This is a genomic window from Streptomyces sp. NPDC026538 (genome assembly GCF_055567535.1).
Genome location: NZ_JBVHQG010000002.1, coordinates 829,239 through 855,952, shown reverse-complemented (window position 1 = coordinate 855,952; position 26,714 = coordinate 829,239). Strand labels below are relative to the sequence as shown.

Annotated in this window: 22 protein-coding genes; 8 read left to right on the top strand and 14 right to left on the bottom strand. The window is 70.8% G+C overall.

Annotated elements, in window-relative coordinates:
- Positions 1–199: 199 nt before the first annotated feature.
- Positions 200–2,632: a malto-oligosyltrehalose synthase gene (gene treY / locus ACZ4N4_RS10800; protein ID WP_467586774.1), complete on the bottom strand. Its 2,433-nt coding sequence runs from the start codon at positions 2,630–2,632 to the stop codon at positions 200–202.
- A 158-nt stretch (positions 2,633–2,790) separates the two neighbouring features.
- Positions 2,791–4,899: a glycogen debranching protein GlgX gene (gene glgX, locus ACZ4N4_RS10795; protein ID WP_467586771.1), complete on the bottom strand. Its 2,109-nt coding sequence runs from the start codon at positions 4,897–4,899 to the stop codon at positions 2,791–2,793.
- A 196-nt stretch (positions 4,900–5,095) separates the two neighbouring features.
- On the opposite strand from glgX, the gene ACZ4N4_RS10790 reads away from it, so the two are divergent.
- The 4 genes from ACZ4N4_RS10790 (at position 5,096) to ACZ4N4_RS10775 (ending at position 9,472) form a co-directional block, all read left to right on the top strand.
- Entirely contained in the window at positions 5,096–5,911 is an 816-nt protein-coding gene (locus tag ACZ4N4_RS10790; protein WP_467586768.1) for a Tat pathway signal sequence domain protein, read from the top strand.
- A gap of 77 nt (positions 5,912–5,988) precedes the next feature.
- The gene (locus tag ACZ4N4_RS10785) at positions 5,989–7,305 is read left to right on the top strand and encodes a copper amine oxidase (RefSeq protein ID WP_453566359.1); all 1,317 of its coding nucleotides are present in this window, start codon (positions 5,989–5,991) and stop codon (positions 7,303–7,305) included.
- A gap of 102 nt (positions 7,306–7,407) precedes the next feature.
- Positions 7,408–8,649, top strand: coding sequence for an SAV2148 family HEPN domain-containing protein (locus tag ACZ4N4_RS10780; protein WP_467586765.1), 1,242 nt, complete (start codon positions 7,408–7,410; stop codon positions 8,647–8,649).
- Between the two features lie 103 nt (positions 8,650–8,752).
- Entirely contained in the window at positions 8,753–9,472 is a 720-nt protein-coding gene (locus ACZ4N4_RS10775) for an exonuclease domain-containing protein (RefSeq protein WP_467586762.1), read from the top strand.
- Between the two features lie 117 nt (positions 9,473–9,589).
- Here ACZ4N4_RS10775 and ACZ4N4_RS10770 read toward each other — a convergent pair whose 3' ends face one another.
- The gene (locus ACZ4N4_RS10770; RefSeq protein WP_467586760.1) at positions 9,590–10,453 is read right to left on the bottom strand and encodes a phosphotransferase enzyme family protein; all 864 of its coding nucleotides are present in this window, start codon (positions 10,451–10,453) and stop codon (positions 9,590–9,592) included.
- Between the two features lie 195 nt (positions 10,454–10,648).
- Between ACZ4N4_RS10770 and ACZ4N4_RS10765 the strand changes: the two genes are divergently transcribed.
- Genes ACZ4N4_RS10765 through ACZ4N4_RS10755 form a run of 3 tightly spaced genes read left to right on the top strand, consistent with a single transcriptional unit; the run spans position 10,649 to position 13,673 of the window.
- Entirely contained in the window at positions 10,649–11,563 is a 915-nt protein-coding gene (locus ACZ4N4_RS10765; RefSeq protein WP_467587687.1) for a carbohydrate ABC transporter permease, read from the top strand.
- Entirely contained in the window at positions 11,560–12,393 is an 834-nt protein-coding gene (locus ACZ4N4_RS10760; RefSeq protein ID WP_467586757.1) for a carbohydrate ABC transporter permease, read from the top strand. The genes ACZ4N4_RS10765 and ACZ4N4_RS10760 overlap by 4 nt, the downstream gene beginning before the upstream one ends.
- Positions 12,393–13,673 carry an ABC transporter substrate-binding protein gene (locus ACZ4N4_RS10755; RefSeq protein WP_467586755.1) on the top strand — a complete coding sequence of 427 codons (1,281 nt, stop codon included), beginning with the start codon at positions 12,393–12,395 and terminating at the stop codon, positions 13,671–13,673. Before ACZ4N4_RS10760 ends, ACZ4N4_RS10755 begins: the two co-directional genes overlap by 1 nt.
- Before the next feature lie 79 nt (positions 13,674–13,752).
- On the opposite strand, the gene ACZ4N4_RS10750 is transcribed toward ACZ4N4_RS10755, so the two are convergent.
- Positions 13,753–16,002 carry an MMPL family transporter gene (locus ACZ4N4_RS10750; protein WP_467586752.1) on the bottom strand — a complete coding sequence of 750 codons (2,250 nt, stop codon included), beginning with the start codon at positions 16,000–16,002 and terminating at the stop codon, positions 13,753–13,755.
- Between the two features lie 385 nt (positions 16,003–16,387).
- On the opposite strand from ACZ4N4_RS10750, the gene ACZ4N4_RS10745 reads away from it, so the two are divergent.
- Positions 16,388–16,939: a DUF1697 domain-containing protein gene (locus ACZ4N4_RS10745; RefSeq protein WP_467586749.1), complete on the top strand. Its 552-nt coding sequence runs from the start codon at positions 16,388–16,390 to the stop codon at positions 16,937–16,939.
- Between the two features lie 548 nt (positions 16,940–17,487).
- Here the strand turns inward: ACZ4N4_RS10745 and ACZ4N4_RS10740 are convergent.
- From ACZ4N4_RS10740 to ACZ4N4_RS10695, 10 genes are all read right to left on the bottom strand, one after another.
- Entirely contained in the window at positions 17,488–18,234 is a 747-nt protein-coding gene (locus tag ACZ4N4_RS10740) for a sirohydrochlorin chelatase (RefSeq protein WP_467586746.1), read from the bottom strand.
- Between the two features lie 8 nt (positions 18,235–18,242).
- Complete coding sequence (locus ACZ4N4_RS10735) at positions 18,243–19,121, bottom strand: ABC transporter permease (RefSeq protein ID WP_450765073.1); 879 nt, start codon at positions 19,119–19,121, stop codon at positions 18,243–18,245.
- Positions 19,108–19,893, bottom strand: coding sequence for an ABC transporter ATP-binding protein (locus tag ACZ4N4_RS10730; protein ID WP_450765075.1), 786 nt, complete (start codon positions 19,891–19,893; stop codon positions 19,108–19,110). Before ACZ4N4_RS10730 ends, ACZ4N4_RS10735 begins: the two co-directional genes overlap by 14 nt.
- Positions 19,894–19,928: 35 nt before the next feature.
- Positions 19,929–21,038 carry an aliphatic sulfonate ABC transporter substrate-binding protein gene (locus ACZ4N4_RS10725; protein WP_467586743.1) on the bottom strand — a complete coding sequence of 370 codons (1,110 nt, stop codon included), beginning with the start codon at positions 21,036–21,038 and terminating at the stop codon, positions 19,929–19,931.
- A gap of 231 nt (positions 21,039–21,269) precedes the next feature.
- On the bottom strand, positions 21,270–22,607 hold the full coding sequence (locus ACZ4N4_RS10720) for a sulfate adenylyltransferase subunit 1 (RefSeq protein ID WP_467586740.1): 1,338 nt from the start codon (positions 22,605–22,607) through the stop codon (positions 21,270–21,272).
- Between the two features lie 2 nt (positions 22,608–22,609).
- Positions 22,610–23,548 carry a sulfate adenylyltransferase subunit CysD gene (cysD, locus tag ACZ4N4_RS10715; protein ID WP_467586737.1) on the bottom strand — a complete coding sequence of 313 codons (939 nt, stop codon included), beginning with the start codon at positions 23,546–23,548 and terminating at the stop codon, positions 22,610–22,612.
- Complete coding sequence (gene cysC / locus ACZ4N4_RS10710; protein ID WP_450765083.1) at positions 23,545–24,120, bottom strand: adenylyl-sulfate kinase; 576 nt, start codon at positions 24,118–24,120, stop codon at positions 23,545–23,547. The genes cysD and cysC overlap by 4 nt, the downstream gene beginning before the upstream one ends.
- Positions 24,117–24,827 carry a phosphoadenylyl-sulfate reductase gene (locus ACZ4N4_RS10705; RefSeq protein ID WP_467586735.1) on the bottom strand — a complete coding sequence of 237 codons (711 nt, stop codon included), beginning with the start codon at positions 24,825–24,827 and terminating at the stop codon, positions 24,117–24,119. The genes cysC and ACZ4N4_RS10705 overlap by 4 nt, the downstream gene beginning before the upstream one ends.
- Positions 24,824–25,003, bottom strand: coding sequence for a hypothetical protein (locus ACZ4N4_RS10700; RefSeq protein WP_217546992.1), 180 nt, complete (start codon positions 25,001–25,003; stop codon positions 24,824–24,826). Before ACZ4N4_RS10700 ends, ACZ4N4_RS10705 begins: the two co-directional genes overlap by 4 nt.
- On the bottom strand, positions 25,000–26,697 hold the full coding sequence (locus tag ACZ4N4_RS10695) for a nitrite/sulfite reductase (RefSeq protein WP_467586732.1): 1,698 nt from the start codon (positions 26,695–26,697) through the stop codon (positions 25,000–25,002). Before ACZ4N4_RS10695 ends, ACZ4N4_RS10700 begins: the two co-directional genes overlap by 4 nt.
- Positions 26,698–26,714 lie beyond the last annotated feature (17 nt).

The window sequence follows — 26,714 nt, the reverse complement described above, 5'->3', positions numbered from 1 at the left end:
CGCACGGCATAGGTGAACTGTCAAGAACCTCCCGGGGGAGGCTCCAGGGGGCGTCCGGGTGCATGCCCCGTCGGCCGACGGGGCGGTGGGCGCCGGTGGGGGTGCGAAGCCATTACGGGGCGCGGAACGGCTCCGCGCGCCTTTACGGACGCGGCGGACGCCCGACGAGTTTCGGCAACCCCTCACCTCGCCCTCATATTCACCCGTTCGAGTGAATATGACCCTCGGTGCCCCCAGCGGCCGCAGCGGCCGCCGCGACCGCAGCGCCCCTCGTCTTCGTCGCCCCGCCGTCGACCCGCTCCAGCAGCGCCACCGGCAGCCGCTCGAAAAGCTCGGCCACGCGCGCGTGCCCCGTGAACTCCCGCTCCGGCGCCAGCACGTCCGCCCACCGCCCCGGCGGCAGCGGCAGGACCGTGTCCCGCCAGCCGCCCGCGGCGGCCAGCCGCAGCGACAGCCGGGTCACCGCCGTGACCACATCGCCGGAGCGTGCGAACGCCAGACAGTGCGCGGCGGCCGGGCCCTCGGCCGTCAGCGGCGCGTACGTCGCCGTGTCACCGAAGGCGCCCGCGCGCCGCGCCCGCAGCCGCAGCGCCGCCGTCGTCACCGCGTCCTTCTCGCCCGGGTGCCCGGGCGGGAAGGAGACCGGCCGCCGGTTGTCCGGGTCCACCAGCGCCCGGAACTCGCCCTCCGTGCCCTGGTAGACGTCCGGCACACCCGGCATCGTCAGATGGACCAGAGCCGTGCCGAGGACGTTCGCCCGGACGTGCGGCCCCAGCGAGGCCCGGAAGGCCGCCACGTGCTCTCCTGGCGCCCCGCAGGGCCCCGCCGCGACGAACGAGGCCACCGCCTCCTCGTACGGCGGCTCCTGCTCCGTCCAGCTCGTGTACAGGCCGGCCTCCCGCACATGCTTGAGCAGCGCCCCCTGCACCCGCTCGGGGGCCGCCGGGCCGAGCCCGAACACCGTCTGCCAGGCCGCCCACGCCAGCTGCGCGTCGGGTACGGCCGCCCCGTCCCGGGTCACCTCGGTCAGCACGTCAGCCCACCGCTCCGGGCACTCCGTCAGCACGGCCAGCGCCGCCCGTACGTCGGCGCTGCGCTTGGTGTCGTGCGTTGTCACCACCGTCCCGGAGAACGGCCAGTCGCGCTGCACACGCGCGCAGTACGCGTGGAAGTCGTCGGGGGAGACGCCCGGGCTGCCGGGATCACCGCCCACCTCGGTCGCGGACAGCAGCGGCACATAGCGGTAGAACGCCGTGTCCTCCACGGACTTGGCGCGCAGCGCCGAGGAGGTCTGCGCGAAGCGCGTCCGGAACTCCACGGGCCCGGGCCCGTCGTCCCCCGCCAGCAGCAGCCCGCGCACCGCGTCCACCGCCCCGCCCTCCTCGGGCACCACGAAGGCGGACCGCGCCTCCTCCGCGGCCCGCTCGGTGACCACGGCGGCCGCGTCACCGGAGGCGTACGGCCGATACACCCGCATCCGCACCAGCAGCTCCTCCAGCGCGATGCGCAGCGCCCAGGGCGCCCGGTCGCGCAGCGCGGGGTCCGGAGAGGTCGCGCACACGCGCGTGGCGGCCCGGGTCAGCCGGTCCGTCTCGGCCGCCAGCTCGTGCGTGAGCACCTTGTACGCCGCCCGCCGTACGGTCGCCGCCCAGTCGCCGCCCCGGTCCGTCTGCGGGGCCGCGAACCGCCGGTAGCCGTCGAGCAGTTCACGGGCGCCGACGGGGTCCGTGAACAGGCCGTCCACCTGCCGCAGCGCGTCGTACCCGGTGGTCCCCGCGACCGGCCAGGCGCCCGGCAGCCGCTCGCCGTCGGCCAGGATCTTCTCCACGACCGTCCAGCGCCCGCCGGTCGCCTCGTGCAGCCGCGCGAGATAGCCGTCGGGGTCGGCGAGCCCGTCGGGGTGGTCGACGCGCAGCCCGTCCACGACCCCCTCGTGCAGCAGCTGGAGGATCTTGGCGTGCGTGGCCCCGAACACCTCCGGGTCCTCCACCCGCACCCCGATCAGCTCCGAGATGCTGAAGAACCGCCGGTAGTTCACCTCGGTCCGGGCCAGCCGCCACCACACCGGGCGGTACCACTGGGCGTCCAGCAGCCGCGGCAGCGGCAGGTCCGCGGTGCCCTCCCGGAGCGGGAAGGCGTGCTCGTGGTAGCGCAGCACGTCGCCGTCGACCTCGAGCTGCCCGAGGACCTCGCCGACCGGGCCGCCGAGCACCGGCACCAGCAGCTGCCCGCCCTGTGCCTCCCAGTCGATGTCGAACCAGCGCGCGTACGGCGACTCGGGGCCCTCCCGCAGGACCTCCCACAGGGCGTGGTTGTGCCGGGGGGACATGGCCATGTGGTTGGGCACGATGTCCACGACCAGCCCGAGACCGTGCTCGCGCGCGGTCCGCGCGAGCGCGCGCAGCCCCTCCTCGCCGCCGAGTTCCTCCCGCACACGCGCGTGATCGACGACGTCGTAGCCGTGCGTGGAGCCCGGGACGGCCTCCAGGACGGGGGAGAGGTGCAGGTGGGAGACGCCGAGCGAGGAGAGGTACGGCACGGCGGCTTCGGCGGCCGAGAAGGGGAAGTCGGGCTGGAGCTGGAGGCGGTAGGTGGAGGTGGGCACGGTGGCGGGGATTCGCTCGGCTGTCATGGAGACCTACGTACCCGCCCCGCCGGATTCTCTGTCACCGGGTACGGCAGAGCGCCCCGTAGGGGCGCGGGGCTGTATCCACGTGCGGCTCCCGCCGCGTGGGCGCGACCAGCCCCCGCCGGCCCGCACCCGTACGACAGCCCACCGGAGCGCGCCCGCTACGCCGGCCTCTTCAGAACGGTCAGGCTCCGTCCCACCAACGTCAGGCGTGCCCCGCCGTCCACCTTCGGCCCAGGGGGCACCGGCTCCGCGCGTGCCGTGTCCACCACCACCTCCCACTGCAGACCGTGGTTCACCGGCACCAGGAACTCCAGCGGATCCGGTGACGCGTTGAACATCAGCAGGAAAGAGTCGTCGGCGATCCGCTCCCCGCGGGTGCCGGGTTCCGAGATCGCGTTGCCGTTGAGGAACACCGTCAGGGCCGACGCCTGTGCCGAACCCCAGTCCTGCTGGGCCATCTCATGGCCCTCCGGGGTGAACCAGGCGATGTCGGAGAGCTCGTCGTGGGTGCCCTCCACCGGGCGGCCGTGGAAGAAGCGGCGGCGCCGGAAGACCGGGTGCTCCTTGCGCAGCCGCGCCATCGCGCGCGTGAAGGCCAGCAGGCCGCTGTCGTCCTCGGGGTCCGGCCACTCCACCCAGGACACCTCGTTGTCCTGGCAGTACGCGTTGTTGTTGCCCTGTTGCGTGCGCGCGAACTCGTCGCCGTGGCCGATCATCGGCACGCCCTGGGAGAGCATCAGCGTGGCGACGAAGTTGCGCATCTGCCGCTCGCGCAGTTCGAGGATCGCGGGGTCGTCGGTGTGTCCCTCGACCCCGCAGTTCCAGGAGCGGTTGTGGCTCTCGCCGTCCCGGTTGTCCTCGCCGTTGGCCTCGTTGTGCTTGTCGTTGTACGACACGAGGTCGTGCAGGGTGAACCCGTCGTGGCAGGTCACGAAGTTGATGGAGGCCAGCGGGCGGCGGCCGTCGTCCTGGTAGAGGTCGGAGGAGCCGGTCAGCCGGGACGCGAACTCCGCGAGCGCGCGCGGTTCGCCGCGCCACAGGTCGCGCACGGTGTCGCGGTACTTGCCGTTCCACTCGGTCCACAGCGGCGGGAAGTTGCCCACCTGGTAGCCGCCCTCGCCCACGTCCCAGGGCTCGGCGATCAGCTTCACCTGGGAGACCACCGGGTCCTGCTGCACCAGGTCGAAGAACGACGACAGCCGGTCCACCTCGTGGAACTGCCGGGCCAGCGTCGCCGCGAGGTCGAAACGGAAGCCGTCGACATGCATCTCGGTGACCCAGTAGCGCAGCGAGTCCATGATCATCTGGAGGACGTGCGGGGACCGCATCAGCAGGGAGTTCCCGGTGCCGGTCGTGTCCATGTAGTAGCGGGGGTCGTCGGTCAGCCGGTAGTACGACGGGTTGTCCAGGCCCCGGAAGGACAGCGTCGGGCCCAGGTGGTTGCCCTCGGCGGTGTGGTTGTAGACCACGTCCAGGATCACCTCGATCCCGGCCTCGTGCAGTGCCCGGACCGCCGACTTGAACTCCAGGACCTGCTGGCCGCGGTCGCCCCAGGAGGCGTACGCGTTGTGCGGGGCGAAGAAACCGATCGTGTTGTAGCCCCAGTAGTTGTTCAGGCCCATGTCGACCAGCCGGTGGTCGTTCACGAACTGGTGGACCGGCATCAGCTCCAGCGCCGTGACGCCCAGCTCCGTCAGGTGCTCGATGACGGCCGGGTGCGCGAGACCCGCGTAGGTGCCGCGCAGCTCCTCGGGCAGGCCCGGATGGCGCATGGTCAGGCCCTTCACATGGGCCTCGTAGATCACCGTGTGGTGGTACTCCGTGCGGGGCCGGCGGTCGTCGCCCCAGTCGAAGTACGGGTTGATCACCACCGAGGTCATGGTGTGCGGGGCCGAGTCGAGGTCGTTGCGCTTGTCGGGGTCGCCGAAGTGGTAGCCGTACACCTCCTCGCCCCAGCGCACCGACCCGCTGACCGCCTTCGCGTAGGGGTCGAGCAGCAGCTTCGCCGAGTTGCAGCGCAGCCCGCGTCCGGGGTCGTACGGGCCGTGCACCCGGAAGCCGTAACGCTGCCCGGGCATCACCCCCGGCAGGTACGCGTGCCGCACGAAGGCGTCGCTCTCGCGCAGCTCCACCGCCGTCTCGGAGCCGTCGTCGTGCAGCAGACACAGCTCTACTCGGTCCGCGGTCTCCGTGAACACCGCGAAGTTGGTCCCGGCGCCGTCGTACGTGGCACCGAGCGGATATGCCTCTCCAGGCCAGACCTGCATGAAGTCGACTCTTCCAGGTGTGCATCGCGCGCGGGGGCGCCTTGGTCATGAGTCTGCCCGAAAGTAATGGAACCCCAGGTGACTTACACCCCTCTTACCCCGCGACCAGTGCACACAGCGGCCCATGTGGCGAAGTGTGCCGAACCAGTGGGGCAAACACGTACTCCCTGTGACCAAGGGGGAGTAGGGGGAAGATGTGCGCAAGATAGTGCACCGCCATCTGGGCAAAGTGGTGGCCGGTGCGGGCTTGGCGGTTGCGGGGACCGCCGTGATGGTCGGGATCACCCTGCCGGGCACGGCCGGGGCTGACGACTCGGGAGGGAGCGACGGGACCGGCCCGGTCGCCGCGCAGCAGGCGGGACAGGGCACGGACGCCGTCAAGCCGGGCGTGGTGGAACAGGCGCCGGCCGAGGGGAAGAAGGGCACCGGCAGCGACCCGCTGACCGACGACGAGACCAAGCGCGTCGAACAACTCGCTCTGACCAAGCAGATGTTCAACGCCGGGGAGAACGTCGAGGGCCGGCGCGGCCCGCAGCGGATCAGCGTCGACCTGGCCGAGCCGAACGCGAACGAACTGGACGCCACGAACGCGCCACGGCGCGCCGACGTGACGTTCTACGACTACCGGGACGACAGCCTCGTCACCCGGACCGTCAACCTGGACACCGGCAAGGTCGAGCAGACCACCACCCGGCAGGGCGTCCAGCCGCCGCTCAGCCACGACGAGAACGTCGAGGCGCTCCAGCTGCTCGTCGCCGACCCGCTCGGCGCCGGCCTGAAGGCGGACTTCAAGGACGCCACGGGCGAGGACCTCACCTCCCCGCAGCAGCAGCTGCTGCTCAACAGCGCGGTCTACCGCGCCACTGAGGGCGCCCAGCCGGCCGCGCTCGACAAGTGCGGCGAACACCGCTGCGTACGGCTCTTCCCGAAGGTCAAGAACGGGCCCTGGATCGACGCCCGTTCCCTGATCGTCGACCTGAGCGCGCGCAAGGTCGTCAAGCTCGGCCGCTGAGCCGCCGGTCCCGTTCGCCTTTCCCGAACGCCTTCTCCTTTTTCGACTGCATCTCCCGTACGAGGAGTCACTTCGTCATGCACCCGAACAGAATCCGCCGCGCCCGCCGGACGGCCGCCGTGGGCCTGTCCGTGGCCGCGCTGGCCGCCGGCGCGACCACCGCGGCCGGACCCGCCGCCGCCCAGCCCAAGCAGGCCGCCGCACCCGCATGGGACTGCTCCGCCGCCTACCGGATCGAGCAGAAGCTCTCCACCGGCACCACCTGGCGGATGTGCTGGCGCTACGACAGCAAGGCCGGACTGGTCCTGGAGCACATCTCCTACCAGCCCAAGGGCGAGTCGGCCCCCATCAAGGTCCTCTCCAGCGCCCGCCTCGGCCAGATCGACGTCCCCTACGACGACGGCAGCGTCGAGTACGACGACCTGACCGGCTTCGGCTTCGCCCAGGGCCTGGTGCCGCTCGACGCGGCCGAATGCCCCGGCGGCACCATCAAGACCGTCAAGGTCCCCGACGCCTGGGACCCGGCCCACCCGAACGTCAACGGCCTGTGCACCACCACCCGTTCGCGCGGCCACGCGTACCGGATGCAGGCCGACACCGGCAACCGGGTGTACCAGCAGCAGGGCAAGGACCTGCTGGTCTACACCGTCAACAAGGTCGGCTGGTACGAGTACATGACCGAGTGGCGGTTCCAGGACGACGGCACGATCAACATGAACATCGGTGCCACCGGCAGCCTCTCGCCGGGCGACTACGACGCCGGGGACGGCCGCGGCTGGCCGATCGGCAAGGGTGCCCACGCGTACGCCACCAGCCACAGCCACAACGTCTTCTGGAAGCTGGACTTCGACCTCGACGGCTCCTCCAAGAGCCGCATCGAGCAGTACGACTCGGTGGTCAGCGCGCCCGCGCACGGCCAGGAGGCGCCCAGCAACAAGACCACCCGCACCAACGTCACCAAGGAACTCGCCGGTGACTACAAGAACATGCGGTGGTGGCGGGTGGTCAGCACGGCCGGCAAGAACAAGGACGGGCACGCCCGTTCGTACGAGATCGTGCCGGGTGCCAGCAACAAGTACCTGGGTCACGGTTTCACCAAGCACGACGTCTACTTCACCCAGTACGACAAGTGCGAGCTGTTCGCCAGCAACAACCCGGGCTGCGCCAACGGCCACCCCAAGACCGTCGACCAGTGGGTGAACGGGCAGACCCTCACCAACCCCGTGGTCTGGGTGAACGTCGGTTTCCACCACATCGCGCGCGACGAGGACCAGCAGCCCATGCCGGTCCACTGGCAGGGCTTCTCCATCGCCCCGCGGGATGTCACCGCTATGAATCCGCTCACTCCGGCCGCCCTCGCTGATCAGAACGGACAGCCCGGAAACGGTAGTTGAGAAACGACCTGTCCATCCTGCTGCACCGCCGACCGCTCCCGGAGTACCCTTCCTTGATCGTTGGCACGGGGTAGGTTCGGGGGAGCGGAAGGCGGTGCACGGGTGGGCTCGGGAGGCCTGGAGCTGCCCCCTGGTGACGAGGGTCACGAGGGGAACTCCACAGACGTCCCGCCCGGCGCGGTGTCCCTGGCCCGGCCGATGGACGCCTCGGGCTCCATCGGGCCGGAGCTGGACTGGGACGCCGACGCCTGGCTGGAGGTGCGTACGCGCGCCCAGCGGGCCGGCCGTGCCTACATCTGGCTGAACCTGGTCGAGCAGCGGCTGCGTACGGTCGTGGCCGCCGTGCTGCGGCCCGTCTACGAACCCGTCCACGGCGACGAGTGGGTGGTCGCCGCGGCCGGGCCGGCCGGGCAGGAGTGGGTCCAGCGGGCGGTCGCGGTCCGCGAAGTCAGCCGTCGCAAGGGCTACTTGCTGGACCCGGCCGACGACAACGTGATCAGCTTCCTGACGCTGCCGCAGCTGCGCGAGCTGATGGTGCAGCACTGGCCGTGCTTCGAGCCGTACTTCGACGAACGCCGGGACGTCGAACTCGCCCTCGACGAACTGGAAGTGACCCGTAACGTAGTCTCCCGCAACCGGGCGCTCTCCGAGGCCGTCCTCAACCAGGCCGAACGGGCCTCCGCCCGGCTCCTGGAGATGCTCGGCGCGGGCGGTGACGTGCCCTCCGCGCGCCGACTGCCGGTGGACGCGGTGGAGGACCTGGTGGGCGACCGCTACGCGGACGTCGTCGCCGTCCACCCCGACCGGGTCCGGCTCATGCGCCAGTTCCCGGCCGAGGACCTCTTCGGCGGCGCCCGCCGGCTGGACGCCATCGGCATCGGCCTCAACCTGCTCGTGCAGAACTTCTCCGGCCGCCGCCTGGTCCGGCTCGCCGAGACCGGCTGCCGGGTCCGGCTGCTCTTCCTCAACCCCGCCTCCAGCGCGATCAAGCGCCGCGAGCGCGAACTGGGGATGAAACGGGGCGAACTCTCCCGTTCGGTCGAGATGAACATCCTCCACATGCGCCGGGTCCGCTCCCGGCTGCGCGACCCCGGCGCGTTCGAGATCCAGGTCTACGACGACACCCCTCGCTTCTCCGCCTACCTGGTCGACGGCGACGGTGCCGACGGTGTCGCCATCGTCCAGTCCTACCTGCGCGGGGCGCGCGGCATGGAGTCGCCGGTGCTGGTCCTGCGCAACGGTGACAAGGTGGTCAAGTCGGACGACGTCCTGGAAGCGGGACTGTTCCCGACCTACCGCGAGGAGTTCGAAATGGCTTGGGCGGATTCGCGCCCTGTGTCCTGAAGGTGGACGCGACGGTAAGCGGAACGCGGTCCTCTGATTGTCAGTGGCGCATGCGAGGGTGGAGACCACTGGGGGAAAGCACCACCAAGAAGGGGGACCGCCCATGGGCTGGCACCAAGAGCTCCTGATCGGCTTCGATCTGGAGACGACGGGTACGGATCCGCGCGAGGCGCGTATCGTCACGGGCGCCGTGATCGAGGTCAGGGCCGGGCAGGAGCTGGGCCGCCGCGAATGGCTGGCGGATCCGGGCGTGGAGATCCCGGCCGACGCGGTGGCCGTGCACGGCATCAGCAACGAGCGGGCGGCGGCCGAGGGCCGCCCCGCCGACCAGGTCGCCGACGCCCTCGCGGACGTCCTCACCGGGTACTGGAAGACAGGCGTCCCGGTCGTCGCGTACAACGCGACCTTCGACCTCACCCTGCTCTCCGCGGAGCTGCGCCGGCACGGCCTGCCGTCCCTCTCCGACCGCCTCGGCGGCCTCGACCCCGCGCCGGTCATCGACCCGTACACCATCGACCGCTGGGTCGACCGCTACCGCCGCGGCAAGCGCAACCTCGAAGCGGTCTGCGCCGAGTACGGCATCACCCTCGCCGCCGCCCACAACGCCTCGGCCGACGCCCTGGCCGCGGCGCGCCTGGCCCGGGCGATAGCCGACCGTCACCCGAAGATCGCGGCGCTGGGGCCGGCGGAGCTGCACCGGCGCCAGGTGGAGTGGTACGCGGAGTGGGCTGCGGACTTCCAGAGCTTTCTGCGCCGCAAGGGAGAGGCCGACGCGGTGGTGGACGGGGCGTGGCCGCTGCGGGAGCTGGCCGAAGCGGTCTGAGCGTTCCGCTGGTTGTGCGGGTCGTCTACCGCGGGCCGGCGGGGGCTGGTCGCGCCCACGCGGCGGTAGCCGCACATCCGATACAGCCCCGCCCCCCTACGGGGCGCGGTTCCGTGGTCAGAAGGGGTACCACCGCACCGACTCGTCCCCGTCCCGTAGCGACGCCACCCGGCGCTCGAACTCCGCCAGCGCCTTCGGGTTGCTCGGTGCGTGTTGGGCGACCCACGCGCAGCTCGCCGTCTCCCGGGCGCCGCGCAGCACGCCGCACCCCTGCCACTCCCGCACATCCCACCCGTAGGCCCCGACGAACGAGTCGTAGGCCTCGGCCGGCAACCCGTACCGGTCCCGGGAGAGTGCCATGACCACCAGGTCGTGCTCGCGCAGATCGGATGAGAAGGTCTCCAGGTCGACCAGTACCGGACCGTCCGGACCGACGTGCACATTGCGGGGCAGCGCGTCCCCATGGATCGGCCCCGGAGCCAGCTGCGGGGTCAGCGCGGCCGCGGCCGCCGCGAAGCCCTCCCGGCGCTCCCGCAGATAGGCCGCGTCCGCGGGGTCGATCGCGTCGCCGGCGAGTCGCAGCCAGCGCTCCACACCGCCCAGCAGCTCGCGGGGCGGCAGCGCGAAGGGCGGAGCGGGCAGTGCGTGCACGATCCGCAGGAGTTCGGCCAGATCGCGCGGTTCGGCCGGCCGTACCGGATCCGCCAGCCGGTGCCACACGGTCACCGGGTGGCCGTCCACGAGCCGCGCCTTCGGCTCGGCGGCCCGTACGGCCGGGACGCCCGCCTCCGCCAGCCACCCGGCGATCTCCAGTTCACGCCGGGCCCGGTCGAGGAGTTCGGCGTCGCGGCCGACCTTCACCACCAGCTCGCCGGCGGCGAACACCGCGTTCTCGCCCAGGGCCAGGAGCGAGGCGTCAGCCACCGCACCGGGCAGCACACCCGCCGCGGCCAGTACGTCCCGCGCCCTTGCCTCGTCCATCGTCCGCCTCCGTGTCCGCTCCTGGTGCCCGCGCCCGCGGCTGTGCGGGTGCACACGGCGCCGTCTTCCAGCCATCCGCCGGCCAGTCTCGCATCCGCGGAGGTCGCGGCGTGTGCGCGGTGCCTTGACGGGACACCCTGCCTTCACGACCATGACCGGGTCCGACCGGGCCGCGCAAAGGGGGATGACGTGGCATTGGCGACGAACGTGGCCAGCGTGCGGCGACCGGCCGCCGCACGCCTGACCGGCCACGGCGCCTGGTTCCTGGTTCTGCCGGCCCTGATCCCGATCCTCGTCCTGAGCGTCGGCCCGCTGCTCTACGGGATCCTGCTGGCCTTCACCGACGCCCAGTCGGGCCGGACCGCCGCCACCCGGTGGATCGGCGGCCTCAACTTCCAGGACCTCCTGCACGACACGCTCTTCTGGGAGTCGTTCCGGATCGGCCTGGTCTGGGCCGTCGGGGTGACCGTGCCCCAGTTCCTGTTCGCCCTCGGTCTCGCCCTCCTCCTCAACCAGGAGCTACGGCTGCGCTGGCTGGCCCGCGCGCTGGCCATCGTGCCCTGGGCGATGCCCGAGGTCGTGGTCGGCATCATGTGGCGGCTGGTCTACAACCCGGACGCCGGGATCCTCAACGAGACCCTGCGCGACCTCGGCCTCGGCGACGGCCGGGACTGGCTGAGCGGCCTCGGCAGCGCCCTGCCCGCCGTGATCGTCGTCGGCGTCTGGGCCGGCCTGCCGCAGACCACGGTCGCCCTGCTCGCCGGAGTGCAGAACACCCCCCGCGAACTGCACGAAGCCGCGGCCGTGGACGGCGCCGGCGCCTGGCGCCGCTTCCGCACGGTCACCTGGCCCGCCCTCAGACCCGTCGCCCTGGCCATCACCGCGCTCAACCTGATCTGGAACTTCAACTCCTTCGCCCTGGTCTACGTCCTGACCAACGGCGGCCCCGGCGGCAAGACCCGGCTGCCGATGCTCTTCGCCTACGAAGAAGCCTTCCGCTACGGCCAGTTCGGGTACGCGGCCGCGATGGGCTGTGTGATGGTCGCGGTGATCGCGGTGCTCCTTGCCGTCTTCCTGGCGGGCCGGCTGCGGGGAGGCGAGGACGCGTGAGGACCCGCACCGGCGCCCGCGTCGCCCAGTACGCCGCCCTGCTCGGCTACCTCGTCTTCCTGGCCTTCCCGCTGCTGTGGCTGCTCTCCACCGCCTTCAAGTCGCCCACCGAGCTGGGCAGTCTGCACCCCACCTGGATCCCCCGGCACCCGACCCTCGCCAACTTCCGGCAGGCCTTCGACGAGCAGCCCCTGCTGCGCGCCGGCCTCAACTCCCTGCTCGCCGCGGTCGGTGCCGCGCTGATCGCCGTAGTGCTCGCGACCCCGATGGCGTACGCCATGGCCCGGCGGCGCGGGGCGCTGTCCCGGGCGGCCACCGGGTGGGTGGTGGTCAGTCAGGCCTTCCCGTTCGTGCTGGTGATCATCCCGCTGTTCCTGGTCCTGAAGCACCTGCGGCTGATCGACTCCCTGTTCGGGCTGGTGATGGTGTACGTGGTGTGGGCACTGCCGTTCGCGCTGTGGATGCTCGTCGGCTATGTCCGGGCGGTCCCCGTCGAACTGGAGGAGGCGGCGGCCGTGGACGGGGCCGGACGGCTGCGGACGCTGGTGTCGGTGACGGCACCGCTGCTGGCCCCCGGGATCGTGGCGACCGGGCTGTTCGCCTTCGTCACCGCGTGGAACGAGTTCTTCTTCGCGCTGGTGCTGTTGAAGACACCGGAGAAACAGACCCTGCCGGTCGTCCTCACCCACTTCATCGGCGCGGAGGGCGTGGCCGACCTCGGCCCCCTCGCCGCGGCCGCCTTCCTGGCCACGCTGCCCTCGCTGCTCGTCTTCGCACTCGTCCAGCGGCGGATCACCGGCGGGATGCTCACCGGGGCGGTGAAGAGCTGATGCGAACCAGGGCCACCGCGGCCGTCGTCGTCGCCGTCCTCATGCTGCTCGGGGGATGCTCGGGCACCGCTCGGAAGGGCGGCCCGATCACCCTCCGATTCCAGTCCCTGGCCTGGCAGGAGGAGTCGGTCGCGGCCAACAAGGAGCTGGTGAAGGAGTGGAACGCCACCCACCCGGACGTCAGGGTCGAGTACGTGCAGGGCAGTTGGGACAGCGTCCACGACCAGCTGCTCACCTCCTTCGAGGGCGGTGAGGCCCCGGACATCATCCACGACGCCTCCGACGACCTCGCCGACTTCGCCTACGGCGGCTACCTCGCCGACCTGACCGACTTGCTGCCCACGCGGCTCAAGGCCGGTATACCGCAGCGGAGTTGGGAGGCGGCGACCTTCGGTGACGGCATCTACGGCGTGCCGTTCCTGCAGGAGCCGAGGGTGCTGATCGCCAACAGCACCTGGCTCGCGAAGGCGGGGGTGCGGATACCGACGCCCGAACAGCCCTGGAGCTGGGAGGAGTTCAGGCAGGTCACCAAGGAGCTCAGCGGTGACGGCAAGTACGGCGTCGCCTGGCCGCTCAAGGAACCCGTCTCCGCCACCCTCAACCTCTCCCTGTCGGCGGGCGGACAGCTCTTCCACCGGGGCGCCGACGGGAAGGTGACCGTGCGCTTCCAGGCCGCCGACCAGGTGGTGCCGCGCACCATCCACGACCAGGTCGGCATCGACCGCAGCGCACCCGGCTCCACGCTGGGCAGCGGTGGCTCGGACACCTTGCCGGGCTTCTTCGGCGGCAGGTACGCGATGGTCCCGCTCGGCTTCTCCTACCGCCAGCAGATCGTCCAGCAGGCGCCGAAGGGCTTCGACTGGGAGGTGCTGCCCGCCCCGGCCGGCGCCGACGGACTCGCCCAGGGCGTCAGCCCGCAGACGCTGTCCATAGCGGAGGACAGCCACCACAAGAAGGCGGCCGCCGAGTTCATCGACTTCCTGCTCCGGCCGAAGAACATGGTCCGGCTCGCCCTCGGGGACTGGATGCTGCCCACCGGCACCCAGGCCCTGCGGGACCCGGCCCTGCACACCGCCAGGTACGGCTGGGCCACCGGCACCGCCCTGGCCGGCCGGCTCAGCCCGGCCCCCGCCCAGACGGTCCGCGGCTACCCGGAGTGGAAGGACAAGGTGGCCACCCCCGCCCTCCAGTCGTACTACAGCGGCGCCATCGGCCTCGACGAACTCCGCCACCGCCTGGAGAAGGACGGCAACCTGGTCCTGGCCCGCTACCAGCGCTGAGCACCCGTAGGCAGCGAACAGGGCCCGTTGGCTCCCCCGGAGGCCAACGGACCCTGTGGCAGAGGGTGTTACCCGGGCGTCAGACCGGCAGCCGGTCCTGCTCGCCCCGGGTGACCGGCGGCGCCACCGGCTCCGGCGACTCGTCGTGGGTCAGGTCCGGCAGCCAGTGCAGCCAGCGGGGCAGGTACCAGTTGCGCTCGCCGAGCAGGGCCATCACCGCCGGGAGCAGCACGCCCCGGATGACCGTCGCGTCGATGAGGACCGCTACCGCCAGGCCCACGCCCATCTGCTTCATGGACTGCATGGAGAGCGTGCCGAAGATCGCGAACACGGCGACCATGATGACGGCGGCGCTGGTGACGACCCCGGCCGTGGTGACCACCCCGTGCTGGATCGCGTCCCTGGTGGACCGGCCGCGCAGCCGGGCCTCACGGATCCGCGAGACCACGAAGACGTGGTAGTCCATCGACAGGCCGAACAGGATCACGAAGAGGAACAGCGGCAGCCAGCTGACGATCGCGCCGACGCCCTCCGCACCCACCAGGGAGGCACCCCAGCCGTGCTGGAAGACGGCGACCAGGATGCCGTAGGCGGCACCGACCGAGAGCAGGTTGAGCAGGATCGAGGTGATCGCGACCGTCAGCGAGCGGAACGACAGCAGCATGAGGAGGAAGGCGAAGACGACCACGAAGGCGAAGACCGGGACGACCGAGCCCATCAACTGGGCGTTGAAGTCCTCGTTGCCCGCGACGTTCCCGGTCACCGGCGCCTGCAGCCCGTCGACCCTGCCGAGCGTGGCGGGCCGTACCTGGTCGCGCAGCTTCTGCAGGCTCTTGCCGGCCTTGTCCATGTCGGAGCCGCCGACCAGCGGCACGGAGATCAGGGCGACGTTCTGGGCGTCGTGCAGCCTGATGTCGACCGGGCCGCGCGAGGCACCCGAACTGATCGCCTGCTCCCGGAAGTCGGTCAGCGCCCGCTTGACCTCGGGGGCGTTGATGTCCTTCGCCCTGACGACCACCTCGGCCGGCTGGGAGCCGCCGGGGAAGGCCTGGTTGACCCGGTCGTAGGTCTGCACGATCGGCAGCGAGCCGCCGAACTCCTGGTCCAGGGTGAGCTGCGAGGTCTTCATCCCGAGGGCGGGTGCGGCGACCGCGAGCAGCGCGCCGACCGCGACGAGCACGGAGACCAGCGGCCTGGCGAGCACGCCCCGCAGGACGGCGCTCCAGAACCGGCTCTCGGAGGGGCCGCGGGCGCGCCTGCGGCGGCGCAGGAACGGGATCCGGCCCTTCTCGACCCGCTCGCCCAGCAGGGAGAGCAGCGCGGGCAGGACGGTGACCGAGCCGACCATGGCGACCGCGACGACCATCAGGGAGGCCAGGCCCATCGCCTCGAACTCGGCGAGGCCGGTGAACAGCATGCCCGCCATCGCCACGCAGACCGTGACACCGGAGACGATGATGGCCCGGCCGCTGGTGGCGGCGGCGATCCGCAGCGCCGCGCCCGCGTCCCGGCCGGCCTCCCGCTCCTCGCGCTCCCGGCGCAGGTAGAACAGGCAGTAGTCGACGCCGACGGCCATGCCGACCAGCAGCATCACGGAGTTGGCGGTGTCGCTCATCGGCTGCAGATGGCTGACCAGGCCCATCAGGCCCATCGTCGCCATGATCGCGGTGATCGCCAGGCCGACCGGCAGCAGCGCGGCCACCAGCGCGCCGAAGGCGATCAGCAGGATGCCGAAGGCCACCGGCACGGCGGAGTACTCGGCCCGCTTGAAGTCCTTGCCGAAGGCGTCGCCGTACTGCTTGTCCATGCTGGCGCCGCCGATCTCCGCGATCCGCAGCGTGCCGTGCGCCTTCTGCACCCCGGCCACGGCGTCCAGCACCGGCTCGACCCGGTCCGCGGCGGTCTCCGCGTCACCGCGCATGTCGAACTGGACCAGCGCGCTGCGGCCGTCCTTCGAGATGGTTCCGGTGGCGTACGGCGAGGTGGTGTCCGCGACCTTGCCGGTGCCGTCGACCGCCTTGACGACCTCTGCGACGGCGGACCTGAACCCGGCGTCCGTGGCCTTGACCGACGGATCCCTGGACTGGATCAGGACCGTCTCGGCGGCCGGCTCCTTGATCCCCGCGTCGTCGATGATCTTCGCTGCGGTGTGGGTCTCGCCCTTGAGCTGGTCGCTCTCGTCGACATCGACCCGGCCGGCCGCCGAACCGAGTCCCATCGCCAGGACGACGAACAGTACCCATATGCCGACGGCGGCCCAGCGGTGCCGGGCGCTCCAGCCGCCGGCCCGGGCGGCCAGGCCCCGCACCCGCGTGTCTCCGTTCCCCATGACGGGATTGCCCCCTCGTGTGCGGTGACGGCCGCCCCGGCCGCCACGACTTCTTCACGACTTCCTTCGTTCGATTCGAAGGTATGGGCCGGACAAGACCGACTCCTCGTGCTGTCCGGTGAAGTGCGGCGGCCGGCTCTCGTCGCCTGGGAGGATGTCGGGCCCTTACATCTATCGACCCATCTCGGGGGTGATGATCAGGGCTGTCCCTTCCGACGACGGGGATCCGCTTTGTGATTACAGAACCTTGTTGAACAAGTCACAGGTGCGTGTAGGAGTTGATCCGGAGCGGTCCGATCGGCCAGAGTTTCGGGCAGCCCGGCATGCCCGGCACGGCCGTCGTGCCCACCCCCACGGGGCACGACGGCCGTTCTAAGGTGTTCGAATGACGATGTATGCGGCACTGCTGCGCGGGATCAACGTGGGCGGCAGGAAGAAGCTCCCGATGGTCGAGCTGCGGGCGCTCATGACCGGCCTGGGGTACGAGTCCGTGCAGACCTACCTGCAGAGCGGGCAGGCCGTCTTCGCCGCCGCCGGCGGGGACCCCGAGTCGCTGGCCGCGGAGCTGGCCAAGGGGATCGAGGAGCGGTTCGGCTTCTCCGTCGACGTGCTCGTCCGCGACCACGCCTACCTCAAGGCGACCGCCGAGGCCTGCCCGTTCCCGGCCTCCGAGCTGGAGGCCAGGCAGCTGCACGTCACCTACTTCTCCGCGCCGGTCGCGCCGGAGCGGTTCGCGGACCTGGACCCCGCCGCCCACCTCCCCGAGGAGTTCCGGCTGGGCGACCGCGCGCTGTACCTGTACGCCCCGGACGGCCTCGGCCGCTCCAAGCTGGCGGAGGCGCTGTCCCGGCCGCGGATCAACAAGGGGCTGATCGCCACCACCCGCAACTGGAACACGGTCGTCAAGCTGGTGGAGCTCACCGCCCCGCAGGCGTGACCGTCCGCAGGCCGAGGACGGGCGCCGGCGACACGGTCTCGCGCGGTACGGCGAGCCGCGGGTCCTCGGCCGGGGTCCGAAACGGGAGCCCCAAGGGCTCGTCCGCACACGGCAGTTGTACGTCGGCGGGTGGTGCGCGCAACGGGCCCGCGGGGCCGTGCCGGTGAGCCGCATCCGGACCGCCCCCGGGTGCACCGCCTCCTCCGGCACGAACGCCCGCTGGAAACCTCCCGCCGACGCCGAGTTCGTATACACCGGCCGCGAGGCCTTCTGAGCATCGAGCGCAACGGCCGTGCCGCCGGATCGCCGGTGCCGAGAGCACCACGATCGCCCGGTCAACTGCCCAATAGGGGCAAGTCGTTGGGAAACTGAACCGGTAAAGCCCCTGGTGTGACACGTTCGCGGGCCGCGACGCTGAAGTAAGAGCCGGCCGTGGCGGTGGCGCTCGTGAGAGCCCCGTCGTGGGCCGGCCGTTCGCGGTCCGACGTCACAGGGGAGCGCCGGACCGCGAACCCCGAGGGCGCCCCTCGGACCGAAGGCCGGACCGCTCAGGCGCCCACGGCCGCCAGGGCGGGGGTGCGGGCCGCGTCGTACCGCTCCAGCAGCACCCGTGCCACCTCGGGCGCCGGGCCGAGCACCTCGGCCAGCACGTCCGCCTCCGCCGCGCCCCGCGCGATCCGGTCGGGCAGGAAGCCGGGGGCGAGGACGTAGGGGGCGACCGCCACCCGGGCACAGCCGAGCTCCCGCAGCTCCCGTACCGCGTCCTCGGTGCGGGGGAGGGACGCGGAGGCGAACGCGGGCCGCACGGCGCACCAACCGGTGTGCCGCCACTCCCGCGCGATTTCTGCGATCACCGCGATCGCCTCCGGGTCGCTGGACCCCGCCGAGGCCAGTACAACCCCGGTCGAGGGTTTGTCGGCGGGCATCAGCCCCGCCTCGTGCAGCCGCCGTTCCAGGGCCGCCAGGAGCAGCGGGGACGGGCCGAGCACCTCCGCCTGCCGGATCCGCAGCCGAGCCGGCGCGTCCCGCAGGACGGCCGGGATGTCCGCCTTCGCGTGGAACGCGCGGGTGAGCAGCAGGGGGAGGGCCACGACATCGCGGACGCCCTCCGCCGCCAGGGACTCCAGCACCCCGTGCACCGACGGGATGTTGAAGTCCAGGAAGCCGATCTCCACGCGCAGCCCGGGTCGCAGCGACCGTACCCGCCGTACCAGGGCGTGCACCGTCGCCGCGTGCCGCGGATCGCGGCTGCCGTGGGCGATTACCACGAGGACGGGGCGGACCGGCTTGCTCATGGGCTACCTCAGCTCTTCACCAGCAGACCGCGGCTGCGCAGCACCCACCGCTCCAGCGGGCTGAAGATCAGCAGGTCGATCGCGATGCCGACGAACAGGATCAGGATGATGGCCTCGAACACCATGGCCATGTCGCTGGCGGTGCGCGCGTTCTCCAGCAACTGGCCGAGGCCCACGCCGAGGTCCGGGAAGCTCGCGATGATCTCCGCCGCCATCAGCGAGCGCCAGGAGAACGCCCATCCCTGCTTCAGGCCCGCCACATAGCCGGGCAGCGCCGCCGGCAGCACCACGTGCCAGATCCCCTTCACGCCGGTCGCGCCCATCGTGCGTCCGGCGCGCAGGAACAGCGGGGGCACCTGGTCGACACCGGAGACGAGACCGTTGGCGATGGAGGGGACCGCGCCGAGCAGGATCACCGCGTACATCATCGAGTTGTTCAGACCCAGCCAGATCACGGCCGGCGGCACCCACGCCACCGACGGCAGCGACTGGAGGCCGGACAGGATCGGGCCGATGGCCGCGCGCACGAACTTCACCCGGGCCACCAGCAGACCCAGCGGGGTGCCGATGACCAGCGCGAAGAGGAAGCCGAGCAGGCCGCGGCTGACACTGGTCCAGATATAGCCGAGCAGGTCGCCCTTGAGCCAGGCGTCCTTGAACGTGTCGCCCACCGCGGCCGGCGAGGGCAGCTTGGACGGGTCGTCGACGACCGGGACGAGGAGCGTCCAGACCACGAGGACCACGGCGAGCGCGATGATCGGCGGCAGGATCTTGGCGGTGAAGGTCTGCCGGAAGGTCGGGCGGCCGGTCGTCGACGTCTCCAGAGCGTCGAGGCCCGCCTCGACACTTCCGCCCTCCTTGAGCGGCGTCGTCTCAGTGCTGGCCATGACGGCGGATCTCCCCACGCAGTACATCGGTGATCTCAAGGGACAGTTCGGCCACGGGCGCGTCCTCGATGCGGCGCGGCTGCGGTATGCCGACCTCCCACTCGCGCGCTATCCGGCCCGGGCGGGACGACAGCAGGATCACCCGCTGGGCGAGCCGCACCGCCTCGCGCACGTTGTGCGTGACGAACAGGACGGAGACCCCGGTCTCCTCCCAGATACGGGTCAGCTCGTCGTGCAGCACGTCCCGGGTGATGGCGTCCAGGGCCGAGAACGGCTCGTCCATCAGCAGCAGGTTGCTCTCCTGGGCGAGCGCCCGGGCCAGCGCCGCACGCTGGCGCATACCGCCCGACAGCTCGTGGACGCGCTTGCCGTACGCGCCCTTCAGCCGGACCAGTTCGAGCAGCTGCTCGGCCTTGGCGCGGCGGTCGTTCTTGGGAACCCCCCTGAGCTTCAGGGCGAGTTCGATGTTCTTGCCCGCGGTCAGCCACGGGAAGAGGGCGTGCTCCTGGAACATCAGGGCGGGCCGCCCGTCCGTCGCGATGGAGCCCGCGGTGGGCCGGTCCAGCCCCGCCACCAGGTTCAGCAGCGTGGACTTGCCGCACCCCGACGCCCCCAGGAGGGTGACGAACTCGCCCGGCGCGACATCGAGCGTGATGTCGTCCAGGACGAGCTGCTGTCCACCGGGAGTCGCGAAGGACTTCGAGACGTGCTCAAGGCGTGCCGCGTACTCCACCGACTCGCCGGCCTTGGCGAGTGTCGTGGTCGTGGCCATGGTCGTCACCTCCTGGGAACGCGTCGGGACCGGAGTCAGCTGCTGCCGAGACCGGCGGCGTCGACCGTGCTCGCGCCCTCGGCCTTGAGGACCTTGTTGAGGATCGTCAGGTCGTAGATGTTCTTCAGCAGCGGGTCGGTGAGCAGACCGGCCTTGACGGCGTGCTCGGCCTCGGTGTTGAGCGTGGAGGCCAGCGGATCGTCGGTGAACTGGATCGAGGACCAGGCGGAGTTCAGGACGTCGTCCGGCAGCGCCTTGCCGGAGTCGATCGCCAGCTGCTTGTTGGCCGAGGTCTTCGCCGCGTCCGGGTTGGCGTTGATCCACTTGTTGGTCTCGACCGAGCCCTTGAGGACCGCCTCGACGACCTTCGGGTGCGCCTTGAGGAACTTCTGCGACACGATGATGTTCGTGATCACGAACTTCTTGTCGGGCCACAGCGTGGACTCGTCGAGCAGCACCTTGCCGCCCTCCGCGACCAGCTTGGACGCGGTCGGCTCCGGCACCCAGGCACCGTCGATGGAACCGGCCTTGAAGGCGTCCGGGGTGATCTTGTTGTCGGTACGGACGACCGTGACGTCACCCTTGCCGCTCTGCGCGTCGACCTTCCAGCCCTGGTCGGCCACCCAGTTGAGGAACGCCACGTCCTGCGTGTTGCCCAGCTGAGGCGTCGCGATCTTCTTGCCCTTGACGTCCTTCAGGGACTTGATCTTCTTCGGGTCGACGACCAGCTTCACGCCACCCGACGCCGAACCGCCGATGATCTTCAGGTCGGTGCCGTTGGACTTGGTGAAGCCGTTGATCGCCGGCGAGGGGCCGATCCAGCCGATGTCGATGGAGCCCGAGTTGAGCGCCTCGATCTCGGACGGGCCCGCGTTGAAGATCGCGTACTTGGCCTTGGTGGCGCCGAGCTCCTTCTGGAAGAAGCCCTTCTGGTTGCCCACCAGCGCGGTTCCGTGGGTCAGGTTGCCGAAGTAGCCGATCTTGACGGTGTCGAGGCCGTCGATCTTCTTGGCGCCGGCGGCGACCTTGGTGGTGTCACTCGTGTCGGAGTCCGACCCGTACCCGCAGGCGGCGAGCGTGAGCAGGGGGAGTGCGGCGAGCGCGGCTATGCCGCGGCGAAGGAGCGTTGAGCGGTTGGCAGGCACGGGAGGCTTTCCTCTCGTTGGCCCGGCGGTCACGGTCTCTCAGGTCGTGGCCGGGAGGTCGGCAGGTCTTCGTCGCATCCGGGACGTCGGGTGGGGGGCCGGGGCGCGCAGGCAGTGCGCGTACGTCAGCACGCACATCGCGCCACCCCGCCCTGCCCGCTCCCGAGGACGCCGCTGCCGACGCGGCCGCCCTCCTTCGCGAACGTCGAGAAGACGTCGGTCATCGACATGTCAGAAGTCCCACCCGTCGTCCTCTGCCGCGTCCTTGACGGGCTCGGGGGAGGCGAACGACTCGCCGACCATGCCCGCGGTGAGCGTGGTGCCGTCGGCGGGGTCGATCAGGATGAAGGAGCCGGTGCGGCGCGAGTCGGCGTAGGAGTCGACCGGCAGCGGCTCGGCGGTACGGATCTTCACCCGGCCGATGTCGTTGGCGACGAGCTGCCCCGGATGCGGGTGCAGGGACAGGTCGTCGAGCGTGAGCCGGGACGGGATGTCCTTGACGATCGCCTTGACCGTGCGGGTGCCGTGCTTGAGCAGCACCCGGTGCCCGACGGTCAGCGGCTGGTCGGCCACGTGGCAGACGGTCGCCTCGACCTCCTGGGTGGTGGCCGGGGCGTCCTTGGTCGGCACGATCAGGTCGCCGCGTGAGACGTCGATGTCGTCGGTGAGCAGCAGGGTCACCGACTGGGTGGTCCAGGCCGAGTCGACCGGCGTGCCCAGGAGGTCGATGCCCGAGATCGTCGTCGTGCGGCCGGACGGCAGGACCGTGACCGGCTCGCCGACGTGGAAGGTGCCGGCGGCGATCTGGCCGGCGTAGCCCCGGTAGTCCGGGTGCTCGGCGGTCTGCGGGCGGATCACGTACTGCACGGGCAGCCGGGCGTGGCAGTGCGCCAGGTCGTGGCTGACCGGGACGGTCTCCAGGTGCTCCAGGACGGTCGGGCCGCCGTACCAGTCCATGTTCGCGGACGGCTCCACGACGTTGTCGCCGACGAGCGCCGAGATCGGGATCGCGGTGACCTCGGGGACGCCCAGCTCGGTCGCGTACGCCGTGAACTCCTCGGCGATCCCCGCGAAGATCGACTCCTGGTAGCCGACCAGGTCCATCTTGTTGACGGCGAGGACGACGTGCGGGACCCGGAGCAGGGCGGCGATCGCGGCGTGTCGGCGGGTCTGCTCGACGACTCCGTTGCGGGCGTCGACCAGGACCACGGTCAGCTCGGCGGTGGAGGCTCCGGTGACCATGTTGCGGGTGTACTGCACATGGCCGGGCGTGTCGGCGAGGATGAACCGGCGCTTGGGTGTGGCGAAGTAGCGGTAGGCGACGTCGATGGTGATGCCCTGTTCGCGCTCGGCCCGTAGTCCGTCGGTGAGCAGGGCGAGGTCGGGGGTGTCCTGGCCGCGGCTGGCGGAGGCGCGCTCGACGGCCTCCAGCTGGTCGGTGAGGACGGACTTGGAGTCGTGCAGCAGTCGTCCGACGAGGGTGGACTTGCCGTCGTCGACCGAACCGGCGGTGGCGAAACGCAGCAGGGTGGTCTCGGCCAGGCCGAGTTCCGTGGTGGTCGTGCTCATCTCTAGAAGTACCCCTCGCGCTTGCGGTCTTCCATCGCGGCCTCGGAGAGCTTGTCGTCGGCGCGGGTGGCGCCGCGCTCGGTGAGCCGGGAGGCGGCGATCTCCGTGATCACGGCGTCCAGGGTGGCGGCGTCGGAGTCGACGGCGCCGGTGCAGGACATGTCACCGACGGTCCGGTAGCGCACCTGCCGCTTCTCGACGGTCTCGCCGTCCTTCGGGCCGCCCCACTCGCCGGCGGTCAGCCACATCCCGCCGCGCTGGAAGACCTCCCGCTCGTGCGCGAAGTAGATCTGCGGCAGTTCGATGCCCTCGCGGGCGATGTACTGCCAGACGTCCAGCTCGGTCCAGTTGCTCAGCGGAAACACGCGGACGTGTTCGCCGGGCGCGTGGCGGCCGTTGTAGAGGTTCCACAGTTCGGGGCGCTGGCGGCGCGGGTCCCACTGGGAGAACTCGTCGCGCAGGGAGAAGACCCGTTCCTTGGCGCGGGCCTTCTCCTCGTCGCGGCGGCCGCCGCCGAAGACCGCGTCGAACTTCTCGTTCTGGATCTTCTCGGTGAGCGGAAGTGTCTGCAGGGGGTTGCGGGTGCCGTCCGGGCGTTCCTTGAGTACACCCCGGTCGATGTAGTCCTGTACGGAGGCCACATGGAGGCGCAGCCCATGTGCGGCGACCACACGGTCCCGGTACTCGAGGACCTCGGGGAAGTTGTGTCCGGTGTCCACGTGCAGCAGCGAGAAGGGGACGGCCGCCGGGGCGAACGCCTTCAGCGCGAGGTGGAGCATGACGATGGAGTCCTTGCCGCCGGAGAACAGGATCACCGGCCGTTCGAACTCGCCCGCCACCTCGCGGAAGATGTGGACCGCCTCGGACTCCAGCGCGTCCAGATGGGACAGGGCGTACGGGGTGCCCGTGCCCTCCCCGTGAGCCGCCACGGTCGTCGTCATGCCAGTCCCTTCCCGCTGAGCAGGGCGTGCACGGACGCCGCGGACTCCCGCACGGTCTGGTGCTGCGACTCGATCCGCAGATCGGGCGTCTCGGGCTCCTCGTACGGGTCGTCGACCCCCGTCAGCCCGGTCAGCTCACCGGCGGCCTGCTTGGCGTACAGACCCTTCACATCGCGTACGGAACACACCTCGACCGGGGTCGCCACATGCACCTCGACGTACGCGGTGCCGTTCTCCTCGTGGCGCTTGCGCACCGCGTCCCGGCTGTCCGCGTAGGGGGCGATCACCGGGACAAGGGCCGTCACGCCATTACGTGCCAGGAGTTCGGCGAGAAAGCCGATGCGCTGCACGTTGGTGTGCCGGTCCTCGCGGCTGAAGCCGAGGCCCGCCGAGATGAACTCGCGGATCTCGTCGCCGTCGAGCACCTCCACGAGGCGGCCCTCCGCCCGCAGCAGGCCGGCCAGCTCGTACGCGATGGTGGTCTTGCCGGCACTCGGCAGACCCGTGAGCCAGACGGTGGCTCCGGTCGTCACGTTGTTCTCCTGGTTCGTCGAAGGCGTGGTGGCCGTCATCCGTGCAGCCCGCACTCGGTCTTGGCCCGCCCCGCCCAGCGGCCGGCGCGCGCGTCCTCGCCCTCCAGCACCCGGCGGGTGCAGGGGGCGCAGCCGACGGAGGCGTAGCCGTCCATCAGCAACGGGTTGGTCAGCACGCCGTGTTCGGCGACGTAGGCGTCCACGTCGTCCTGGGTCCAGCGGGCGATCGGCGAGATCTTGACCTTCTGCCGCTTCTCGTCCCAGCCGACGACCGGGGTGTTCGCCCGGGTCGGGGACTCGTCGCGGCGCAGCCCGGTCGCCCAGGCGGCGTACTTCGTCAGGCCCTGCTCCAGCGGTTGCACCTTGCGGAGCTTGCAGCACAGGTCGGGGGCGCGGTCGTGCAGCCTGGGACCGTACTCGGCGTCCTGCTCGGCGACCGTCTGGCGCGGGGTGAGGGTGATGACGTTGACGTCCATCACGGCCTCGACCGCGTCCCGGGTGCCGATGGTCTCCGGGAAGTGGTAGCCGGTGTCGAGGAAGACGACGTCCACGCCCTTCTGGGCGCGTGACGCCAGGTGGGCCACCACCGCGTCCTCCATGGAGGAGGTCACGCAGAAGCCCTTGCCGAAGGTGTCCACCGCCCACTGGAGGATCTCCAGGGCGGTGGCGTCTTCGAGATCACGGCCGGCCTGCTCGGCCAGCGCCTTCAAGTCGTCGGCGGTGCGGTCTTCCTGAGCTGTGGTCATATCTGTTCCCCTCCGGCTTCGGAGTGCTTCAGCCCCCGGGCGAGCAGCCCGAGGAACTTCAGCTGGAATGCGCGGTTGCAGGCCGCGCATTCCCAGGCGCCGTGACCCTGCTCGTTCGGACGCAGATCCTCGTCGCCGCAGTAGGGGCAGTAGAAGGGGGCGGCCCGCTCGCTCATGAGAGGGCCTCCTCGCTGGCGCGGGACGCCCAGGCGGCGAACCGCTCGCCGTCCTCGCGCTCCGCCTGGAAACGCCTGAGCACCCGCTCGACGTAGTCCGGCAGTTCCTCCGAGGTCACCTTGAGACCGCGGACCTTGCGGCCGAAACCGGCCTCCAGACCCAGCGCGCCGCCCAGGTGCACCTGGAAGCCCTCGACCTGCTCGCCCTGGTCGTCCAGGACCAGCTGGCCCTTGAGACCGATGTCCGCGACCTGGATGCGGGCGCAGGCGTTCGGGCAGCCGTTGAGGTTGATGGTCAGCGGCTCGTCGAAGTCGGGCAGCCGGCGCTCCAGCTCGTCGATGAGCGCGGCGCCCCGCGCCTTCGTCTCGACGATGGCGAGCTTGCAGTACTCGATGCCGGTGCAGGCCATGGTGCCGCGCCGGAACGAGGACGGCCTGGCGGTCAGGTCCAGCGCCTCCAGGGCCTCGACCAGCGAGTCGACCTGGTCCTCGGTGACATCGAGGACGATCATCTTCTGCTCGACGGTGGTCCGCACCCGGCCCGAGCCGTGGGCCTCGGCGAGGTCGGCGATCTTCGCCAGGGTGGTGCCGTCCACGCGGCCGACGCGCGGGGCGAACCCGACGTAGAAGTTGCCGTCCTGCTGCCGGTGCACGCCAACGTGGTCACGCCAACGCTGCAGGGGCTCGGCCGGCGCGGGCCCGTCGACGAGCTTCCGCTCGAGGTAGTCGTCCTCCAGGATCTGGCGGAACTTCTCCGCGCCCCAGTCGGCGACCAGGAACTTCAGCCGGGCGCGGGTGCGCAGCCGTCGGTAGCCGTAGTCCCGGAAGATGCCGATGACACCGGCCCAGACATCCGGGACCTCCGCCAGCGGCACCCAGGCGCCGAGCCGGACGCCGATCTTCGGGTTGGTGGACAGACCGCCGCCGACCCACAGGTCGAAGCCGGGGCCGTGCTCGGGGTGCTCGACACCGACGAAGGCGATGTCGTTGATCTCGTGCACCACGTCGAGCAGCGGCGAGCCGGAGATCGCGGACTTGAACTTGCGCGGCAGGTTGGAGAACTCCTTGCTGCCGATGTACCGCTTGTTGATCTCGTCGATCGCCCAGGTGCCGTCGATGATCTCGTCCTCGGCGATACCGGCGACCGGCGAGCCGATGACCACACGCGGGGTGTCGCCGCACGCCTCGGTGGTCGACAGGCCGACGGCCTCGAGACGGTTCCAGATCTCGGGAACGTCTTCGATGCGGATCCAGTGCAGCTGGATGTTCTGCCGGTCGGTGACGTCCGCGCTGCCCCGCGCGAACTCCTGCGAGATCTCGCCGATCACCCGCAGCTGCTGGGTGGTGAGGCGGCCGCCGTCGATCCGCACCCGCAGCATGAAGTACTTGTCGTCCAGCTCCTCCGGCTCCAGGATGGCCGTCTTGCCACCGTCGATGCCGGGCTTGCGCTGCGTGTACAGACCCCACCAACGCATACGTCCGCGCAGGTCGTTGGGGTCGATCGAGTCGAAGCCGCGCTTGGAGTAGATCGTCTCAATGCGTGTCCGCACATTGAGACCGTCGTCGTCCTTCTTGAACTGTTCGTTGCCGTTGAGGGGGGTGAAGTGACCCATAGCCCACTGACCCTCACCGCGGTGACGACTCACCTTGCGGCGGGGCGCGGAGGCGGCAGGGTTCTGCGGGGTGGCGGCCATGGTGAATACGTCCTTCG

Coding starts and splice junctions, on each gene's coding strand:
- ACZ4N4_RS10785 (WP_453566359.1), top strand. CDS start 5,989: ATGCACCCGAACAGAATCCGCCGCGCCCGCCGGACGGCCGCCGTGGGC.
- ACZ4N4_RS10720 (WP_467586740.1), bottom strand. CDS start 22,607: ATGAGCACGACCACCACGGAACTCGGCCTGGCCGAGACCACCCTGCTG.
- ACZ4N4_RS10750 (WP_467586752.1), bottom strand. CDS start 16,002: ATGGGGAACGGAGACACGCGGGTGCGGGGCCTGGCCGCCCGGGCCGGC.
- ACZ4N4_RS10735 (WP_450765073.1), bottom strand. CDS start 19,121: ATGGCCAGCACTGAGACGACGCCGCTCAAGGAGGGCGGAAGTGTCGAG.
- glgX (WP_467586771.1), bottom strand. CDS start 4,899: ATGCAGGTCTGGCCTGGAGAGGCATATCCGCTCGGTGCCACGTACGAC.
- ACZ4N4_RS10700 (WP_217546992.1), bottom strand. CDS start 25,003: ATGAGCGAGCGGGCCGCCCCCTTCTACTGCCCCTACTGCGGCGACGAG.
- treY (WP_467586774.1), bottom strand. CDS start 2,632: ATGACAGCCGAGCGAATCCCCGCCACCGTGCCCACCTCCACCTACCGC.
- ACZ4N4_RS10740 (WP_467586746.1), bottom strand. CDS start 18,234: ATGAGCAAGCCGGTCCGCCCCGTCCTCGTGGTAATCGCCCACGGCAGC.
- ACZ4N4_RS10730 (WP_450765075.1), bottom strand. CDS start 19,893: ATGGCCACGACCACGACACTCGCCAAGGCCGGCGAGTCGGTGGAGTAC.
- ACZ4N4_RS10775 (WP_467586762.1), top strand. CDS start 8,753: ATGGGCTGGCACCAAGAGCTCCTGATCGGCTTCGATCTGGAGACGACG.
- ACZ4N4_RS10695 (WP_467586732.1), bottom strand. CDS start 26,697: ATGGCCGCCACCCCGCAGAACCCTGCCGCCTCCGCGCCCCGCCGCAAG.
- ACZ4N4_RS10770 (WP_467586760.1), bottom strand. CDS start 10,453: ATGGACGAGGCAAGGGCGCGGGACGTACTGGCCGCGGCGGGTGTGCTG.
- ACZ4N4_RS10755 (WP_467586755.1), top strand. CDS start 12,393: ATGCGAACCAGGGCCACCGCGGCCGTCGTCGTCGCCGTCCTCATGCTG.
- ACZ4N4_RS10745 (WP_467586749.1), top strand. CDS start 16,388: ATGACGATGTATGCGGCACTGCTGCGCGGGATCAACGTGGGCGGCAGG.
- ACZ4N4_RS10705 (WP_467586735.1), bottom strand. CDS start 24,827: ATGACCACAGCTCAGGAAGACCGCACCGCCGACGACTTGAAGGCGCTG.
- cysC (WP_450765083.1), bottom strand. CDS start 24,120: ATGACGGCCACCACGCCTTCGACGAACCAGGAGAACAACGTGACGACC.
- cysD (WP_467586737.1), bottom strand. CDS start 23,548: ATGACGACGACCGTGGCGGCTCACGGGGAGGGCACGGGCACCCCGTAC.